We start from the raw sequence: 16,580 nt of genomic DNA on the forward strand, positions 1-16,580 counted from the left end.
CGCCATGCAAGCAAGCAATTCGTCCATCGCGGTCGATGACCTCGACACCGTGCTCGGTTTGCCCAGCGACAGCGACGTGCGCTTCCAGCAGCAACAGCGACAGCGCGGTGAAGGCTGGCTGGCTGGCGTGCTGGGCTGGCGGCGCACTGCCGCCGCAGACACGCTGGCGTCGGTGGTGGTGTTCCTGGTGGCGCTGCCGTTGTGCATGGGCATCGCCATTGCCTCGGGCGTGCCGGCTGCCACCGGCATTCTCACCGGCATCATCGGCGCGCTGATCGTCGGTCCGCTGGCGGGCTCGCCGCTGCTGGTGAGCGGGCCGGCAGCGGGGCTGGCGGTGATCAACTGGGAACTGGTGCAGCAGCACGGCATCATGGCACTGGGCCCGGTGGTGCTGGCTGCCGGCCTGATGCAGATGGCGGCCGGCTCGCTGCGGCTGGGCCAGTGGTTCCGCGCGGTGTCGCCCTCAGTGATCCACGGCATGCTGGCCGGAATCGGCGTTTCCATCGTCGCGGCGCAGCTCTACATCATGCTGGACATGAAGCCGCTGGGGAACGGCCTGCGCAACCTGTCCAGCTATCCCGAGCAGCTCGGCACCGTGTTGGCCGGGCTGGTGGCGGCGCCGGCCAGTCTGCTGGCTCCGGTCAATGGTTCCAGCGCGCATCTGGCTGGCCTCGTCGGCGTGGTGACCATCGTGCTGATGGTGGCCTGGGGCAAATTTGCGCCCAGGTCGATGAAGCTGATGCCGGCGCCACTGGTAGCGGTGATCGGCGGTTCGCTGTTCGCTGGCGTACTGGCTTTGCCGATTCGCTACGTGGACGTGCCGGCCAACCTGCTGGAAGGGGTGAACCTGATCAGCCCGCTGGAAATGCCCAGGCTGCTGTCGGGCGAGCTCCTGATGGCTGCGCTCGCCATGGCCTTCATTGCCAGCGCGGAGACGCTGCTGTCGGCGGTGGCGGTCGACAAGCTGCATGATGGCGCGCGCACCAAGTATTCCAAGGAGCTGTTTGCCCAGGGCGTGGGCAATACCTTGTGCGGATTGCTGGGTGCGTTGCCGATGACCGGCGTGATCGCCCGTTCCAGCGCCAACGTGCAGGCGGGCGCGAAGAGCCGCGGCTCGACCATCCTGCACGGCGTGTGGCTGCTGTTGTTCGTTGCCCTGTTGCCTTTCGTGCTGCGCAGCGTGCCCATTGCCAGCCTGGCGGCGGTGCTGGTGGTGATCGGCTGCAAGCTGATCAGCCCCAAGGATATCGTCAAGCTCAAGGAATTCGGCAAGGTGGAGCTCGGCATCTACCTGGTGACGCTGCTCGCCATCGTATGCTCGGACCTGCTCGACGGCGTGATCCTCGGCATCGGCCTTGCCTTTGGCAAGCTGCTGTACGACCTGCTGCATCTGGAAACGCGGCTGCGCATCGACCAGGCGTCACGCCGCGCGGTGCTCAAGCTCAAGGGCGCGGCCACCTTTGTGCGGCTGCCGACGCTGGCCAAGTCGCTGGAGCAGGTGCCGCACGATGTGGAGCTGCACGTGAACATCCGCGAACTCAGCTACATCGATCCGGCTTGCCTGGAACTCCTGGAGGATTGGGGACACCAACATCGCGCCACGGGGGGCTCGGTCGTGATCGAGTGGGATTCGTTGCTCGCCAAGTACCGGCGCAATACCCGCACCGGGTTGCAGCAGTTGCACGGCAGCGTGGCATCTCAGCCCGCCAAGGCTTGATTTTGTTTTCCTCCCAGTGACTATCGAGGGTAGTCCGATTTGCGCGGCGCAAGCCGCGCTTTTTTTTGCTGCTACGAGGCGCGGCGGCGCAGCGCGAGCGCGGCCAACAGCCAGAGCAACACGCCGAGCGCGGCGCCGCTGCCATTGGCCAGCATATCGAGCGCTTCGAACTGGCGGAATGGCGTGAGCAACTGGGCGAACTCGACAGCGATGCCCATCAGCGTGGCGCCGATCCATACCGGCCAGGGCCGGCGCACGGCCCACATGCCGAGCAGGGCGAGCACACCATAGCCGACAAAGTGATGCAGCTTGTCGCCGCCGGGGGCGACGGGCGCGGTGAGCGGCCACAGTGAACCGATCCAGATGGCGGCGGCCCAGAGGGCGAAGAGGGACTTGGCGAGCATGGAAATCCTGATGACGGTGAGGGCCGCGATGGTCATGAAAAAGCCGCCCGAAGGCGGCTCTTTCATCGCGCGGAGCGCTTAGCGCAGCGATTCCAGGTACTTGTCGGCATCGAGCGCGGCCTGGCAGCCCGAGGCGGCCGAGGTCACAGCCTGGCGATAGATATGATCCTGCACGTCGCCGGCGGCGAACACGCCGGGGATATTGGTGCCGGTGGCACCGCCTTCGCGGCCGCCCTTGGTGATGATGTAACCGGTCTGATCCATCTCGACCTGGCCCTTGAAGATGTCGGTGTTGGGCTTGTGGCCGATGGCGATGAACACGCCGGCAAGCTGCAGTTCGCGCGTTGCGCCGTCCTGGCTCGACTTCAGGCGCGCGCCGGTCACGCCGCTGGCATCGCCCAGCACCTCGTCCAGCGTTTCATTCAGCGCCAACGTGATCTTGCCGGACTCGACCTTTTCCATCAGGTGGTCGACCAGGATCTTCTCGGCGCGGAAGGTGTCGCGACGGTGCACCAGGGTGACATGGTCGGCGATGTTGGCGAGGTACAGCGCCTCTTCCACGGCGGTATTGCCGCCGCCGATCACGGCGACCTTCTGACCACGGTAGAAAAAGCCGTCGCAAGTGGCGCAGGCGGATACACCCTTGCCGGCGAATGCCTCCTCGGACGGCAGGCCCAGGTACTGGGCTGAAGCGCCGGTGGCGATGATCAGCGCATCGCAGGTGTATTCGCCGGCATCACCGATCAGCTTCTTCGGTGTCGACTTCAGGTCCACCGTGTGGATGTGGTCGAAGATCATCTCGGTGCCGAAACGCTCGGCATGCTTCTGGAAGCGTGCCATCAGTTCCGGGCCTTGCACGCCGTCGGCGTCGGCCGGCCAGTTGTCGACATCGGTGGTGGTCATCAGCTGGCCGCCCTGGGCCAAGCCGGTGACCATCACCGGCTTGAGGTTGGCACGAGCGGCATAGACGGCGGCGGTGTAGCCGGCCGGGCCGGAACCGAGAATCAACAAGCGGGCGTGTTTGGTGGCCATGGGCGTGGTTCCAGAGTCAGTCTGCGAAAGGCCCGTAGTGTAAACGGCGGGTACGGGCCGGGCTAATCGGAATTGTTTATGGGGTCGATTGACGGATTTCTCCAGTCACCCGGCATGTGCATGGCGTTACGGCGCGCAACGGCCCCAGACGCTACCGATCTCAGCCCTTGAGCCAGTCCACGGTGCGCAATCCCAGCCAGGTCAGCGTGAGCGAGCCTGCCACGTGGGCCATGATGCCGCCCAGCGCCCATAGCGGCTGCTGGCGCAGCATCAGCGTGGTGATTTCGGCCGAGAAGGTAGAGAAGGTGGTCAACCCGCCGAGGAAACCGGTGGTGACCAGCAGCTTGAATTCATCGGGTAGCGTTTGCCACAGGCTGAAGACGCCCAGCGCGATGCCCATCAGGTAACCGCCCACCCAGTTGGCAGCGAGCGTGCCCATGGGTAGTGCGGGAAACAGTGGGTTGAGCATCACGGAGAGCCCCCAGCGCGCCCAGGCACCCAGGGCGGCACCCAGGCCGATCAGCAGGAAAGCAGTTGGGTTCATCGCGGCAGGTTGTAAGCAAGTTTTGGCCGATTATAGGCGCGCTTTGCTATAGTCGGCGCTGATCCCCGTTTCCTGTCGGCCATGCCGCTTCCCACCGTCCTGACTTCGCTGCTCGAGTTGCGCCGCCCGCCGGTGCGCCGGGTGCTGCTGAAACAGATCTATTTCACTGGCAACGAAGCCGCCTTCATCGTGCTGCTGATCGGTTTTGCGCTCGGCGGCATCGTGGTGAGCCAGTTGCACGACCAGTACGGCCAGAGCCGTGAGGCGGCACAGCGCCTGCTCGCCATGTTGAGCTTTCGCGAGATCACGCCGCTGATGGTGGGACTGGTGCTGATCGCGCGTTCGTCGTCGGCGGTGGCGAGCGAGCTGGCCAGCATGCGCGTCCATGGCGAGCTCCGCAGCTTGATGCGCTTCGGCATCGACCCTGTTGCCTATCTGATCCTGCCGCGCGTGCTGGGTATGACCATCGCTTCGGCACTGCTGGGCTTCCTGCTGGCGACCTCGGTGCAGATCGGCGGCGCGGTGTTCGCATCCGGAGCCGATGTCAGCTACGAACTATTGCAGGTTGATCGGGTGCTGACCCCTGGCATGGTGCTCACTTGCCTTGGCAAATCCGCGTTGTTCGGCATGGCGGCCTCGTTGGTCGCCTGCGTGGTCGGGCTGCGCGCCAAACCGTATGTGACCGAGATCCCCAAAGCCTCCTCCCGCGCCGTGGTGCGCGGCCTGATCGCGGTATTCCTGATCGACCTCGTCTGGTCACTGGTGGGGTGATGGCGGACACCGACTACACCTTGCCGCTCGATCTGCCATTCGCCGTTCAACTCGGCGAGCGCTACTGGCTGGAAGTGGCTGGCGAGCACCAACGCGAGCGCCAGCTCGACCTGCTGGCCGCCGCGGCACAGCGTGTGTGGCCGGGCCTCGTTGCCAGCCTGGATGGCACTGGCGGTCTGGTTGCCAACCTGCGGGTGTGGGAGAACCTGATCTTGCCGGCCTGGTACCACCACGCCGAACCGCTCGGCTTGCTGGAGGCCGAATTGCTGCAGCTGTTCGACGAAGTCGGAATCAATGACGACGAAGCGGCCAAGCTGTGCCAGGGCCTGCCGGCTGCTTTGGCACGCGAGCACAAGCGTGAGCTGGCGCTGCTGCGGGCGGCACTGTTGAAGCCGTATTGCCTGATCGTGGATGGTGACTGGATCAGCTTCCTGTCGTATGGTCGGGGCCTGGCTTGCCGCGCGCTGTTCGAGCGGATCGCACAATCAGCGGTGACCTTTGTCGCCGCCGCGTATCCGCCCGCCGAGGCAGGCTATCGCCGCCTGGTGCTGGACGAGGCCGGGCAACTCATCGTATCGGGCGAACATGAAACTGCTTAAGGACACCGATCCCCGTTTCCAGTGGCTGAGCTGGCGCGTTGGCGCCTTCGTTGGCAGCGCACTGATGCTGGTGCTGGTGGTGATCGCGCTGCTGGGCTACAAGCAAGGCTACTTCGTGCCCAAGAACCGGCTGCACTTCGTGGCCGAGAACGGCAACGGCATGGTCGCCGGCATGCAGGTGCGGCTGTCGGGTTTCAAGATCGGCGTGGTCGACCGGGTGGCGCTGAATGATCAGGCCAAGGTCGATGTCGAGCTCCTGATCGAGGAGCGCCACATGAAATGGATCAAGCCCGATTCGACTGCGCTGATGCAGCAGGAAGGCTTGATCGGCGACCATTACATCGAGATCGCCGGTGGCAGCCCCAATGCCAAGCCGGTGGAGGATGGCGCCAAGCTCACCTACGCGCCAACGCTCGGGCTGTCGGAAATCGCCCTCGACCTGCGCCAGCGCACCATCCCGGTGATCGATTCGGTGCAGAGCACGCTTGACTACCTGAATGATCCACAAGGCGACCTGCGTGGCACGGTAGCCAATGTGCGCAAGCTGACCGAGGAACTCAGCACCACGCGCGCCGCCATCGACCAACTGCTGGCCAACCTGGACAAGCTGTCCGGCGAACAGGTGCCGCAGGCCGTGGCGCAATTGCAGGGCACCTTGCAGCGCACCGAACGGATCGCTGCCGAAGTCGAAGGCAAGCTGCCCGGCGTGATGGACAAGCTCGATGGCACCCTGAAGGAAGCGCAAGGCGCCGCCAGCGAAGCGCGCGCCGCCGCGACCACCGCGCGCAAGGCGGTGGACGAGGCCGCGCCGCGCCTGCCGTCGCTGGTGCGCAATGCCGATGATCTTGTCAGTACCGGCAACGATGTGCTCGACGGCGCCAGCCGCAGCTGGCCGCTCAAACTGTGGCTCACGCCCAACGATGCCTCGGCGCCGGTCGCCGCGAGCCGGGAGTAGGGCGATGCGCAGCCTGATTATTGTGGTGGCCCTGTTGCTCACTGCCTGTGCCAGCGAACCCAAGGTGACGCCACCGCCGCGTCTCGCCACCGCCGAATCGGCGATGAAAGCAGCGCAGCGCGCCTGGCAGGGCGAACGGTATGCCGATGCTGCTGCATCGTGGCAGGTGGCGTTCGAAGCCTATCGCAGCATCGATCATTGGCCAGGGCAGGGCGAGGCCAGGTTGGGCTTGGCCCAGGCTTTTTCCCGTCAAGGCGAAACCGCTGCGGCGCGCAATGTGCTGCTCGGCATGCCGGAGCAGGCTTTGTTCCCGGCGCCGCTGCGCACGCGTGCGGCCTATCAATTGGCATTGCTGGCAGTTTCGGCACCACCAGAGGCCGATGCCCGGCTGGCGCAGGCACGGGCGCTGTGTGCCGCGCCCTGCGCTGTGTCGGCCCAGCTCGATAATCTTGAGGCTCGCTTGAACCTGCAGCGCGATCCGGCACTGGCCGCACAGCGCGTCGCTGCAGTACTGGTGCTGGGCGAAGTGGCTCCGGCGGCCGAGCGGGCGCACGCTCTTCGTTTGCAGGCCGAGCTGTTGCTCAACGACGGTGATGCCACAACGGCGCGCATCTCGCTGCTGCAGGCGATCACCATTGACAAGCAACTGGCAGAATCCATGTTCCTTGCCGACGATTTTGCGCTGCTGGTGCGGGTGCAGCAGGCTCTGGGCGATGCAGCCGGCCAGCGCGAAGCCGAGGCCAGACTGGCCAGCCTGTGCGCGGCATTCAGGGCACCTGCTTGCCGCAATCTCTGACACGGCTTGTGGTCGACTGCGCTTGCACGCTATACTTGCACGTTCCGCAAGTCGCGGAAATCTTCCCGGTTCGCCCTTAAGGGTGCCCTGCTTGATGCAGGGTGTCGCGCGAACGGTAGGCCATAACCCTTAGTTAGGAAAAAAGTCATGTCGATCAGCATGCGCGAAATGCTCGAGGCCGGTGTTCACTTCGGCCACCAAACCCGTTACTGGCACCCGAAGATGGGTCAATTCATCTTCGGCGCTCGCAACAAGATCCACATCATCAATCTGGAAAAGACCCTGCCGCTGCTTGAAGACGCGCTGAAGTACGTGCGTCGCCTGTCGGCCAACAAGGGTTCGGTGCTGTTTGTCGGTACCAAGCGCCAGGCCCGCGAAATCGTCGCTGAAGAAGCACAACGCGCCGGCGCTCCGTTCGTCTCGCATCGTTGGCTCGGCGGCATGCTGACCAACTTCAAGACGGTCAAGCAATCGATCAAGCGCCTGGAAGAACTGCAAGCCGTGCTGGCTGATGAAAACAGCGGCTACGGCAAGAAGGAACTGCTGGACATCACCCGCGAAGTCGAGAAGCTTGAGCGCTCGCTCGGCGGCATCAAGGACATGAAGGGCCTGCCGGACGCCATCTTCATCATCGATACCGGCTACCAGCACGGCACCGTGGTCGAAGCCAAGAAGCTCGGCATCCCGGTCATCGGCGTGGTCGATACCAACAACGACCCGCAAGGCATCGACTACGTGATCCCGGGCAACGACGATTCGTCGCGCGCCATCCGCCTGTATGCCCGTGCCGTGGCCGACGCTGTACTGGAAGGCCGCAACCAGGCTGTGACCGAAATCGTCGAAGCGGCTGCTGAAGTCCAGGCGTAATCGTTCGCGGTTAGCATTCAGCGAAAAAGGGGCATTCGAGGCCCCTTTTTCGTAATCGTAAAATCCCAGAATTCAGGAGAACACCATGGCGGAAATCACCGCAAAGATGGTTGCCGAGCTGCGCGAAATGACCGGCCTTGGCATGATGGAGTGCAAGAAGGCACTGGTGGAATCGGACGGCGACGTCAAGAAGGCCGAAGAGCTGCTGCGCATCAAGTCGGGCAACAAGGCTTCCAAGATGGCTGGCCGTACCGCCGCCGAAGGCGTGGTTGTTGCCTATATCAGCGATGACAAGAAGCTGGGCGCCATCGTTGAAGTGAACTGTGAAACCGACTTCGTCGGCAAGGACGAAACCTTCGTCGCGCTGGCCAAGGCTGCCGCCAAGGCTGTTGCCGTGCACAACCCGGCCAACATCGAAGCGCTGGCCGGCTGCGCCACCGATTCGGGCGAAACCGTCGAGGACGTGCGCAAGGCGGCCATCGCCAAGCTGGGCGAGAACATGACGCTGCGCCGCTTCGAGCGCTACACCACCGAAGGTCAGCTGGCTTCGTACCTGCACGGCGCCAAGCTGGGCGTGCTGATCGACTACACCGGTGGCGACGAGCAACTGGGCAAGGATCTGGCTATGCACATCGCTGCCAGCAAGCCCAAGGCCCTCGACGCTTCGGGCGTTGATGCCGAGCTGATCGAAACCGAGCGCCGCGTCGCCATCGAGCGTGCCAAGGAATCCGGCAAGTCGGGCGAGATGCTGGACAAGATCGCCGAAGGCACCGTAAACAAGTTCCTGAAGGAAGTGACGCTGCTGAGCCAGGTGTTCGTCAAGGCCGAAGACGGCAAGCAGACCATCGAGCAACTGCTGAAGTCGAAGTCCGCCGCGGTGAATCGCTTTGCCCTGATCGTGGTCGGCGAAGGCATCGAAAAGGCCGTGGTCGATTATGCTGCCGAAGTGGCAGCGGCCGCCAAGCTGTAACCGTATCAAACGGCCCAGCGGGGCCGTTCATCCCCCGCAACACGCCGCGCGGCAACGCGCGGCGTTTCTACGCCCAGAGTCCCTATCGATAAGGAAATCCGCATGAGCCAGGCACCCAAGTACAAGCGCATCCTGCTGAAACTCTCCGGCGAGGCCCTGATGGGCGAGGATAGCTATGGCATCAACCGCGCCACGATCGAACGTATCGTCGGCGAAGTGAAGGACGTGGTCGACCTAGGGGTGCAGGTCGGCGTTGTCATCGGTGGAGGCAATATCTTCCGCGGCGTTGCGCCGGCCGCCGCCGGCATGGACCGCGCCACGGCCGACTACATGGGCATGCTCGCCACCGTGATGAACGCGCTGGCGCTGCAGGATGCGATGCGCCACGCCGGTATCGTCTCTCGCGTGCAATCGGCCTTGACCATCCAGCAAGTTGCCGAGCCTTATGTGCGCGGCAAGGCCATTCGCTACCTCGAAGAGAACAAGGTCGTGATCTTCGGCGCCGGTACCGGCAACCCGTTCTTCACCACCGATACCGCCGCCGCGCTGCGTGGCATGGAAGTGGGTGCGGACATCGTGCTCAAGGCCACCAAGGTCGATGGCGTGTATACCGACGATCCCAAGAAGAATCCGGATGCAGTGCGCTACCAGACCGTCACCTTCGACGAGGCCATCGGCCGCAACCTGAAGGTAATGGACGCCACGGCCTTTGCGCTGTGCCGCGATCAGAAGATGAACATCGCCGTCTTCAGCATCTTCAAGCAAGGCGCGCTCAAGCGCGTCGTACTTGGGGAAGACGAAGGCACGCTGGTACACTGCTGAATTCGCGACGCAGTCCATCGCCAGTCGTCCGCAAGCATTGCAAGAACAGGCGGCATCCCCGCCTGTTTGTTTTCGTAGCAAAAGGATTTAGTCATGACCGCCGAGATCAAACAGACCACCGACGCCAAGATGCAACGGTCGGTCGAGACCCTGAAGGCCAACCTCGCCAAGGTGCGTACCGGCCGTGCGCATACCGGCCTCCTGGATCATGTGATGGTCGATTATTGGGGCAGTCCCACCCCGATCAGCCAAGTGGCTGCGGTCAATCTGATCGATTCACGCACCATCGGCGTGCAGCCATGGGAAAAGCCGATGGTCGCCAAGGTGGAAAAGGCCATCCGTGATTCGGACTTGGGCCTGAATCCGGCCACCAATGGCGACGTGATCCGCGTGCCGATGCCGATGCTGACCGAGGAACGCCGCAAGGACCTGACCAAGGTCGTCCGTGGCGAGGCCGAAGATGCCCGCGTGGCGGTGCGCAACGTGCGCCGCGATGCCAACGATCAGCTCAAGCGCCTCTTGAAAGACAAGGAAATCTCCGAGGACGACGAGCGTCGTGGCCAGGACGATGTCCAGAAGCTGACCGACCGCTACATCGCCGATATCGACAAGCTGCTCGCCGAGAAAGAAAAAGAGCTGATGACCGTTTAAGGAACGCGCCGTGGCGATCTTCCGCAGTTCCACGCGCGAGGTGCCCGAGGCGGTGCCGAGCGTGCCCCAGCACATCGCGGTCATCATGGATGGCAACGGGCGCTGGGCCAAGCAACGCATGATGCCGCGCGTGTTCGGCCACAAGAAGGGCGTCGACGCACTGCGGGACACCGTGAAGCGTTGCGATGCCATTGGTGTGCGCTATCTCACGGTGTTCGCCTTCAGCAGCGAAAACTGGCGTCGCCCGGCTGACGAGGTCTCGTTCCTGATGGGCTTGTTCCTCAAGGTGCTGGGTACCGAGATCGACCGCATGCACGAACGTGGCATCCGCCTGAAGATCGTCGGCGATCGCAGCAAGTTCGTGCCCGAGCTCGTTGCACTGATCGAGGCAGCGGAGGCACGCACTGCGGACAACGCGGGCCTCACGCTGTCGATTGCCGCCGATTATGGTGGCCGCTGGGATGCGCTCAATGCGGTCAATCGCTTGCTCGCGATCCAGCCGGACAAAGCAGGGCAGGTGAGCGAAGACGATATCGCGCCCTATCTCGCCATGCATTATGCGCCGGAACCGGATCTGTTCATCCGCACCGGTGGCGAGCAGCGCATCAGCAATTTCCTGCTGTGGCAGCTCGCGTATACCGAGCTTTATTTCACCGATAAGCTATGGCCGGACTTCGATGCGGCAGCGCTCGACGATGCCATTGCCTGGTATCAAGGGCGTGAGCGGCGCTTTGGTCGCACCAGCGAGCAATTGCAGGCGGCCAGCGGATGCTAAAGGCCCGCGTCCTGACTGCTGTTGCGCTGCTGCCGCTGGTGTTGGCGGCGTTGTTCCTGTTGCCATATTCGGGCTGGGTGCTGTTCTCGGCGCTGGTTTGCGGCCTGGCGGCATGGGAATGGAGCCGCCTGTGCGGTCTGAAGGCCGGCCTGACGTTGTTGTTGCCGCTGCTCGTTGCTGGCGCGATCGTCGTGTTGGCACCCGGGCAGTTCCTGCTGTACGACGCGCCATGGTGGCCATTGGTACTGGCCGGGGCGCTGTTCTGGCTGCTGGTCGCTCCGGCTTGGCTGCGCTGGCGCTGGCCGCTGGCGCAGACGCTGGCGCGTGGCCTGCCTATCGGCTTTCTGCTGCTTTTGGCGGCCGGCCTTGCGTTGATCGCGCTACGCGGCGCAGTCGGTCCCTGGGGCGTATTGGCAGTGTTTGCCATTGCCTGGGTTGCCGATACCGCGGCCTACTTTGCCGGCAAGGCGTTCGGTCGACACAAGCTCGCACCCGCCATCAGCCCAGGCAAAACCTGGGAAGGCGTCGCAGGCGCATGGCTGGGCGTGTCGATCTATGCGCTGGTGCTTGCGGTGTTTGCCGACTTCTCCTGGTGGGCCATGTTGCTGGCAGGCTGGCTGTTGCTGGCTGTTTCCATCGTTGGCGATCTGGTCGAGTCGCTGTTCAAGCGGCAGGCTGGCCTCAAGGATTCGAGCAACCTGCTGCCGGGGCACGGCGGCGTACTCGACCGTATCGATAGCCTGATTGCGTTGCTGCCGCTGGCCTTGCCGGTCATCTACTGGCTGCCGCTCTAGTTTCCCGGATCGCTCCATGCCCCCCATCCAGACCCTGACCGTGCTCGGTGCCACCGGCAGCATCGGCGTAAATACGCTCGATGTCGTTGCCCGTTATCCTGAGCGCTATCGTGTGTACGCGCTGACCGGTGCCAGCCAGATCGACAAGCTGCTGGCGCAGGCGCTGCAGTTCCGGCCACGCTACGTGGTGGTGCTTGATGAAGCATCGGCCGATCGACTGGCGCGCGAGCTCAAGCTGGCCGGCAGCGAGACCGAGGTGCTGTGCGGCGCCGCGGCGCTGGAAGCGGTGTCGACGGCGCCCGAAGTCGATGCGGTGATGGCCGCCATTGTCGGCGCGGCCGGCATGCGTCCGACCCTGGCCGCGGCGCGAGCTGGCAAGCGGGTACTGCTGGCCAACAAGGAGACGCTGGTGCTGGCCGGCCGGCTGTTCATGGATGCGATCAATGCCAGCGGCGCTGAGCTGCTGCCGATCGACAGCGAACACAATGCCATCTACCAGGTGCTGCCGCGCGCGCATCGCGAGCATCCGTACGGGCAGACGCTGGCCGACGTCGGTGTCAAACGCATCATCCTGACAGCCTCGGGCGGCCCATTCCGTACCCGCGCGGCCGAAACCTTCGCTGCCATCACCCCCGAGGAAGCGGTCAAGCATCCGAATTGGGCGATGGGGCGCAAGATTTCGGTCGATTCGGCCAGCCTGATGAACAAGGGGCTGGAAGTGATCGAGGCGCGCTGGTTGTTCAATGCGCCGCCCAGCGAAATTGCGGTCGTGGTCCATCCGCAGAGCATCGTCCATTCAATGGTCGAATACGCCGATGGCTCGGTGCTGGCGCAATTGGGCACACCGGACATGCGTACGCCGATTGCCTACGGCATGGCCTATCCGGAACGGGTGGACGCCGGCGTGAAATCGCTGGACCTCTTCAGCGTCGGCCGGCTCGATTTCGAAGCGCCGGATCTGGCACGCTTCCCTTGCCTGCGGCTGGCTTTTGAGGCGCTGGAGGCGGGCGGCGCAGCCACCGCCGTGCTCAACGCCGCCAATGAGGTCGCCGTGGCGGCTTTTCTGGATCGCCGTCTGTCCTTCCCCGGCATCGCTGCGCTGAACGAATCGGTGCTCGGCGCGCTCGCCGGCTTGCCGGCTGACAGCCTGGAAGCGCTGATGCAGGCCGACGCGGCCGCACGCGAATCCGCCACGGCCTGGCTGGCCCGCGAGGGTGTGCCATGCTGACCTTGCTGGCCTTCGTTGTCACACTGGGGGTGCTGGTCACCATCCACGAGTACGGTCACTACTGGGTGGCCAAGCGTTGCGGCGTGAAGGTGCTCACCTTCTCGATCGGCTTCGGCAAGCCGCTGGTTAAATGGCAGCGTGGCGACACGACTTGGCAGCTGGCATTGCTGCCGCTGGGTGGCTATGTGCGCATGCTGGACGAGCGCGAGGCCGCTGTCCCCGCTGCCGAACTGGCTCGTGCCTTCAATCGGCAGCATCCGCTGAAGAAGATGGCTGTAGTGGTGGCCGGGCCGGTCGCAAACCTGATTCTCGCCTGCGGGCTGTACTGGGGATTGGGCGCCTGGGGCGTCGATGCCTTGCGCCCCATCGCCAGCGAAATTAAGCCCGGCAGCCCGGCTGCACTGGCCGGCATGCGTAGTGGCGACGAGATCCTCCGAGTCGGCGAGGCGAACATCGCCAGCTGGGATCGGTTGTTCATCGCGCTGATCGACGAAGCTGGCGGTGATGGGCCAGTGTCGGTAACCGTTCGCCGCGAGGGTGAAGGCGAGCGCATCATCGCGCTGCCGTCGGTGGCCGTGCGCGACATCGATCCGCAGCTCTTGAGCCGACTCGGGCTGAGCCCCGTGCCGATGATGCTGCGCGTGGCGCAGATCGTGCCGGGAAGCGCAGCAGCCAAAGCCGGCATGCAATTGCACGATGATCTCGTCGCCTTCAATGGCGTGCCATTGCAGTCCTGGTCGATGTTCCAGTCCTTGGTGAGTGCAGCGGCGGACCAGCGCGTGAATATCACCGTGCGGCGTGGCGACAAGCTGGTCGAGCTGGCTGTCACACCGGAGCGCACGCAAGTCGCTGGCAAGCCGGTCGGCCGGTTGGGGGTGGCCCCAGCGGTGAACGAAGCAGCGTGGGAAGCACAGCGCTTCCGCCTGCAGTACGATTTGGTCGACGCACTGGGGCAAGGCCTTGATAAGGCATGGACTTATGCGCGCATTACCTTGGTGATGTTCGGCAGGATGCTGATCGGCCAAGCGCCGCTGGACCAGATCAGCGGGCCGGTCACCATCGCCGTATATGCCGGGCAGAGTGCCGAGGCGGGCTGGACCACCTACCTAGACTATCTCGCGCTGATCAGCCTCAGCCTCGCGGTGCTGAACCTGCTACCAGTGCCGGTGCTGGATGGCGGGCATTTGCTGTATCATACCGCCGAGCTTTTGACCGGCCGTCCGGTCCCCGCCCGCGTTGAGGAAATCGGTCAACGCATCGGACTTGTCTTATTGCTGGCGCTGATGGCTTTGGCGCTGTTCAACGACTTCAATCGCTTCGTCCCAGGCTGAACCGGCCAACCGATCCGACACCATGAAACTGAAACCGCTCCATCTGCTGCTTGCTGCCGCGCTCGGCTCCCCCCTCTCTGCGGCCTGGGCATTCGATGCCTTCGTGGTGCGCGACATCCGTGTCGAAGGTCTGCAGCGCACGGACCTGGGAACGGTCTTCAACTACCTGCCGGTCAAGGTCGGCGAAACGGTGGACGACACCCGCGCCAGCGAGGCCATCAAGGCACTGTTCGCTACCGGCTTTTTCAACGACGTGCGTGTCGAGCGCGATGGCGGCACGCTGATCGTGACCGTAGACGAGCGGCCGACGATTGCACAGATCAACATCAATGGCTCCAAACTGCTGGAGAAGGACCAGATCCGCCAAGCGCTGCGCACGCAGAACTTCGCGGAAGGCCGTATCTTCGAACAAGGCGTGCTTGATGCTGCTGTCAACGAACTGAAGCAGCAGTATTACGGCAGAGGCCGCTACTCCGTCATCATCAAGACCCAGATCACCAAGCTCGAGCGTAATCGCGTCGGTGTGCAGTTCGATATTTCCGAAGGTGATGTAGCGCGCATCCAGCGTATCAATATCGTCGGTGCCAAGGCCTTCGACGAAGATGATCTGATCGAACAATTGTCGTTGACCACCCCGAACTGGATGACTTGGTACACCCGCAGCGACCAGTATTCCAAGCCGAAATTGCAGGCCGATCTGGAGGCGTTGCGCTCCTTTTACCTCGATCGTGGCTATCTCGAATTCAGCGTCGATTCGACACAGGTTGCCCTGTCCGAAGATCGTGAGGCGGTATATTTAACCATCAATATCACCGAAGGTCAGCAGTACAAGGTCAGTGACGTGAAGCTGGTTGGCGATACCGTGGTGGCGCCGGACGAGCTGTCTCGTCTGATTGAATTGAAGAGCGGCGAAGTCTTCTCCAGACAAAAGCTGAATCGATCCACTGCTGCAATTTCAGAGCGCCTCGGTGTCGAAGGATATGCGTTCGCCAATGTGAATGCGGTTCCTCAAATCGATAAAGAAAGTCGTACTGCAGCGTTTAACGTGTACGTGGATCCGGGTCGCAAGGTTTATGTGCGACGCGTCAATATCATTGGCAATAATTTGACTCGTGATGAAGTCATCCGGCGGGAGCTGCGCCAGCTTGAGTCAGCGCAGTACGACGGCAGCAAGATCAAGCGCTCGAAGCAGCGTCTGGATCAGTTGGATTATTTCTCCGAAGTAACAGTCGATACGGCCCCTGTTTCCGAAGCATCGGATCAAGTCGACGTCAATGTGCGTGTAGCGGAAAAAAAGACGGGTAATTTCAATATCGGTGCCGGCTACGGCCAATCCGAAGGGATTATTTTCGTACTCTCCTTGTCGCAAAGCAATTTCTTGGGGTCTGGCAAACAGTTTTCTGCCGAGTTCAACAACAGCAGTGCGAACAAGGTTTACTCGTTTTCTCTTCAAGAGCCGTACATGACACCGGACGGTATTTCTGTCGGGTATAACCTGTATCGACGCGATACCGATCCTTCCGAGCTCGATATCGGCGATTATTCGACCTCTTCCTATGGAGGCAGTGTCCGATTTGGCATTCCAACCTCGGAAACGAATCGAATCAATTTTGGCTTGGCTGCAGAGCATTTGAAGCTCCAAACCACATCTGAGTCGCCGGACCGGGTACTGGATTTCATTGGCCGAAATGGCGAAGTCAACACCACGTTCACGACCACTCTATCCTGGGGGCGTGATACTCGAGACAGCGCTGCTTATCCCACCCGCGGCATGCAGACGAGCATTGGTGGCGAGGTCACGATTCCTGGCTCGGACTTGGATTTTTACAAGATCAATTTCTCCAATCAGCTGTTCATTCCCATCTGGAATACCACCAGCTTGATGTGGAATCTCGATATTGGCTGGGGTGATCAATACAACGACAGCGAGTTCCCGTTCTACAAGAATTATTATGCCGGCGGTGTAACATCGATCCGTGGCTATAAGTTCGGCACGGTTGGTCCAAAGGACGAGAATGGCGACGGTATTGGCGGAAACAAAAAACTGGTCAATAACGTTGAGTTGCTGTTCCCTATCCCGGGAATGAAGGATGATAAATCCACTCGGCTCAGCTTGTTCGCAGATGCCGGTGCAGTCTGGGGCACCGGTCACGACGTCGATTTTGCAGAGCTCCGATACTCCGCGGGGATGGCCTTTACCTGGATTTCGCCGATTGGCCCGATCAAGCTTTCCTATGCCAAACCGTTCAATGAACAGGAAGGTGATAGGCTCGAAAGCTTCCAGTTCCAGCTTGGTAATGTGTTCTAAGGCAGTTGCTGTTTAA

Annotated in this window: 17 protein-coding genes; 14 read left to right on the top strand and 3 right to left on the bottom strand. The window is 62.6% G+C overall.

Annotated elements, in window-relative coordinates; translation table 11 throughout:
* Positions 1-4 precede the first annotated feature (4 nt).
* The gene (locus FLM21_RS11080) at positions 5-1,717 is read left to right on the top strand and encodes a SulP family inorganic anion transporter (protein WP_148715625.1); all 1,713 of its coding nucleotides are present in this window, start codon (positions 5-7) and stop codon (positions 1,715-1,717) included.
* Between the two features lie 71 nt (positions 1,718-1,788).
* On the opposite strand, the gene FLM21_RS11085 is transcribed toward FLM21_RS11080, so the two are convergent.
* From FLM21_RS11085 to crcB, 3 genes are all read right to left on the bottom strand, one after another.
* Positions 1,789-2,157 carry a VanZ family protein gene (locus tag FLM21_RS11085; protein WP_148715626.1) on the bottom strand — a complete coding sequence of 123 codons (369 nt, stop codon included), beginning with the start codon at positions 2,155-2,157 and terminating at the stop codon, positions 1,789-1,791.
* Between the two features lie 42 nt (positions 2,158-2,199).
* Complete coding sequence (gene trxB, locus FLM21_RS11090; protein ID WP_148715627.1) at positions 2,200-3,153, bottom strand: thioredoxin-disulfide reductase; 954 nt, start codon at positions 3,151-3,153, stop codon at positions 2,200-2,202.
* Positions 3,154-3,313: 160 nt separating this feature from the next.
* A complete protein-coding gene (crcB, locus tag FLM21_RS11095) occupies positions 3,314-3,697 on the bottom strand; it encodes a fluoride efflux transporter CrcB (protein WP_148715628.1) in 384 nt (127 codons plus the stop codon).
* Positions 3,698-3,778: 81 nt separating this feature from the next.
* Here crcB and FLM21_RS11100 point away from each other — a divergent pair, with 81 nt between their 5' ends.
* From FLM21_RS11100 to bamA, 13 genes are all read left to right on the top strand, one after another.
* Positions 3,779-4,468: an MlaE family ABC transporter permease gene (locus tag FLM21_RS11100; RefSeq protein ID WP_148715629.1), complete on the top strand. Its 690-nt coding sequence runs from the start codon at positions 3,779-3,781 to the stop codon at positions 4,466-4,468.
* Positions 4,468-5,067, top strand: a complete 600-nt coding sequence (locus FLM21_RS11105) for a hypothetical protein (protein ID WP_148715630.1) — start codon at positions 4,468-4,470, stop codon at positions 5,065-5,067. Before FLM21_RS11100 ends, FLM21_RS11105 begins: the two co-directional genes overlap by 1 nt.
* Positions 5,054-6,022, top strand: coding sequence for an MlaD family protein (locus tag FLM21_RS11110; protein ID WP_148715631.1), 969 nt, complete (start codon positions 5,054-5,056; stop codon positions 6,020-6,022). The genes FLM21_RS11105 and FLM21_RS11110 overlap by 14 nt, the downstream gene beginning before the upstream one ends.
* Before the next feature lie 4 nt (positions 6,023-6,026).
* Positions 6,027-6,818 carry a hypothetical protein gene (locus FLM21_RS11115; protein ID WP_148715632.1) on the top strand — a complete coding sequence of 264 codons (792 nt, stop codon included), beginning with the start codon at positions 6,027-6,029 and terminating at the stop codon, positions 6,816-6,818.
* A 147-nt stretch (positions 6,819-6,965) separates the two neighbouring features.
* Positions 6,966-7,685, top strand: coding sequence for a 30S ribosomal protein S2 (rpsB, locus tag FLM21_RS11120; protein ID WP_148715633.1), 720 nt, complete (start codon positions 6,966-6,968; stop codon positions 7,683-7,685).
* An 85-nt stretch (positions 7,686-7,770) separates the two neighbouring features.
* On the top strand, positions 7,771-8,655 hold the full coding sequence (tsf, locus tag FLM21_RS11125; protein WP_148715634.1) for a translation elongation factor Ts: 885 nt from the start codon (positions 7,771-7,773) through the stop codon (positions 8,653-8,655).
* A 102-nt stretch (positions 8,656-8,757) separates the two neighbouring features.
* Positions 8,758-9,477 carry a UMP kinase gene (gene pyrH, locus FLM21_RS11130; RefSeq protein ID WP_148715635.1) on the top strand — a complete coding sequence of 240 codons (720 nt, stop codon included), beginning with the start codon at positions 8,758-8,760 and terminating at the stop codon, positions 9,475-9,477.
* Between the two features lie 93 nt (positions 9,478-9,570).
* Positions 9,571-10,128, top strand: a complete 558-nt coding sequence (gene frr, locus FLM21_RS11135; RefSeq protein ID WP_148715636.1) for a ribosome recycling factor — start codon at positions 9,571-9,573, stop codon at positions 10,126-10,128.
* A 16-nt stretch (positions 10,129-10,144) separates the two neighbouring features.
* Positions 10,145-10,903 (top strand): polyprenyl diphosphate synthase, encoded by a 759-nt coding sequence (gene uppS, locus FLM21_RS11140; protein WP_222846855.1) that lies wholly within the window; start codon positions 10,145-10,147, stop codon positions 10,901-10,903.
* A complete protein-coding gene (locus FLM21_RS11145; protein ID WP_148715638.1) occupies positions 10,897-11,697 on the top strand; it encodes a phosphatidate cytidylyltransferase in 801 nt (266 codons plus the stop codon). Before uppS ends, FLM21_RS11145 begins: the two co-directional genes overlap by 7 nt.
* 16 nt (positions 11,698-11,713) lie before the next feature.
* The gene (gene ispC, locus FLM21_RS11150; RefSeq protein WP_148715639.1) at positions 11,714-12,925 is read left to right on the top strand and encodes a 1-deoxy-D-xylulose-5-phosphate reductoisomerase; all 1,212 of its coding nucleotides are present in this window, start codon (positions 11,714-11,716) and stop codon (positions 12,923-12,925) included.
* Positions 12,919-14,256, top strand: coding sequence for an RIP metalloprotease RseP (gene rseP, locus FLM21_RS11155; RefSeq protein WP_148715640.1), 1,338 nt, complete (start codon positions 12,919-12,921; stop codon positions 14,254-14,256). Before ispC ends, rseP begins: the two co-directional genes overlap by 7 nt.
* A gap of 22 nt (positions 14,257-14,278) precedes the next feature.
* Positions 14,279-16,564, top strand: coding sequence for an outer membrane protein assembly factor BamA (gene bamA / locus FLM21_RS11160; protein ID WP_148715641.1), 2,286 nt, complete (start codon positions 14,279-14,281; stop codon positions 16,562-16,564).
* The last annotated feature ends 16 nt before the right edge of the window (positions 16,565-16,580 follow it).

The sequence above is a fragment of the Chitinolyticbacter meiyuanensis genome, from assembly GCF_008033135.1.
In the GTDB taxonomy this organism is placed as follows: Bacteria; Pseudomonadota; Gammaproteobacteria; order Burkholderiales; family Chitinibacteraceae; genus Chitinolyticbacter; species Chitinolyticbacter meiyuanensis.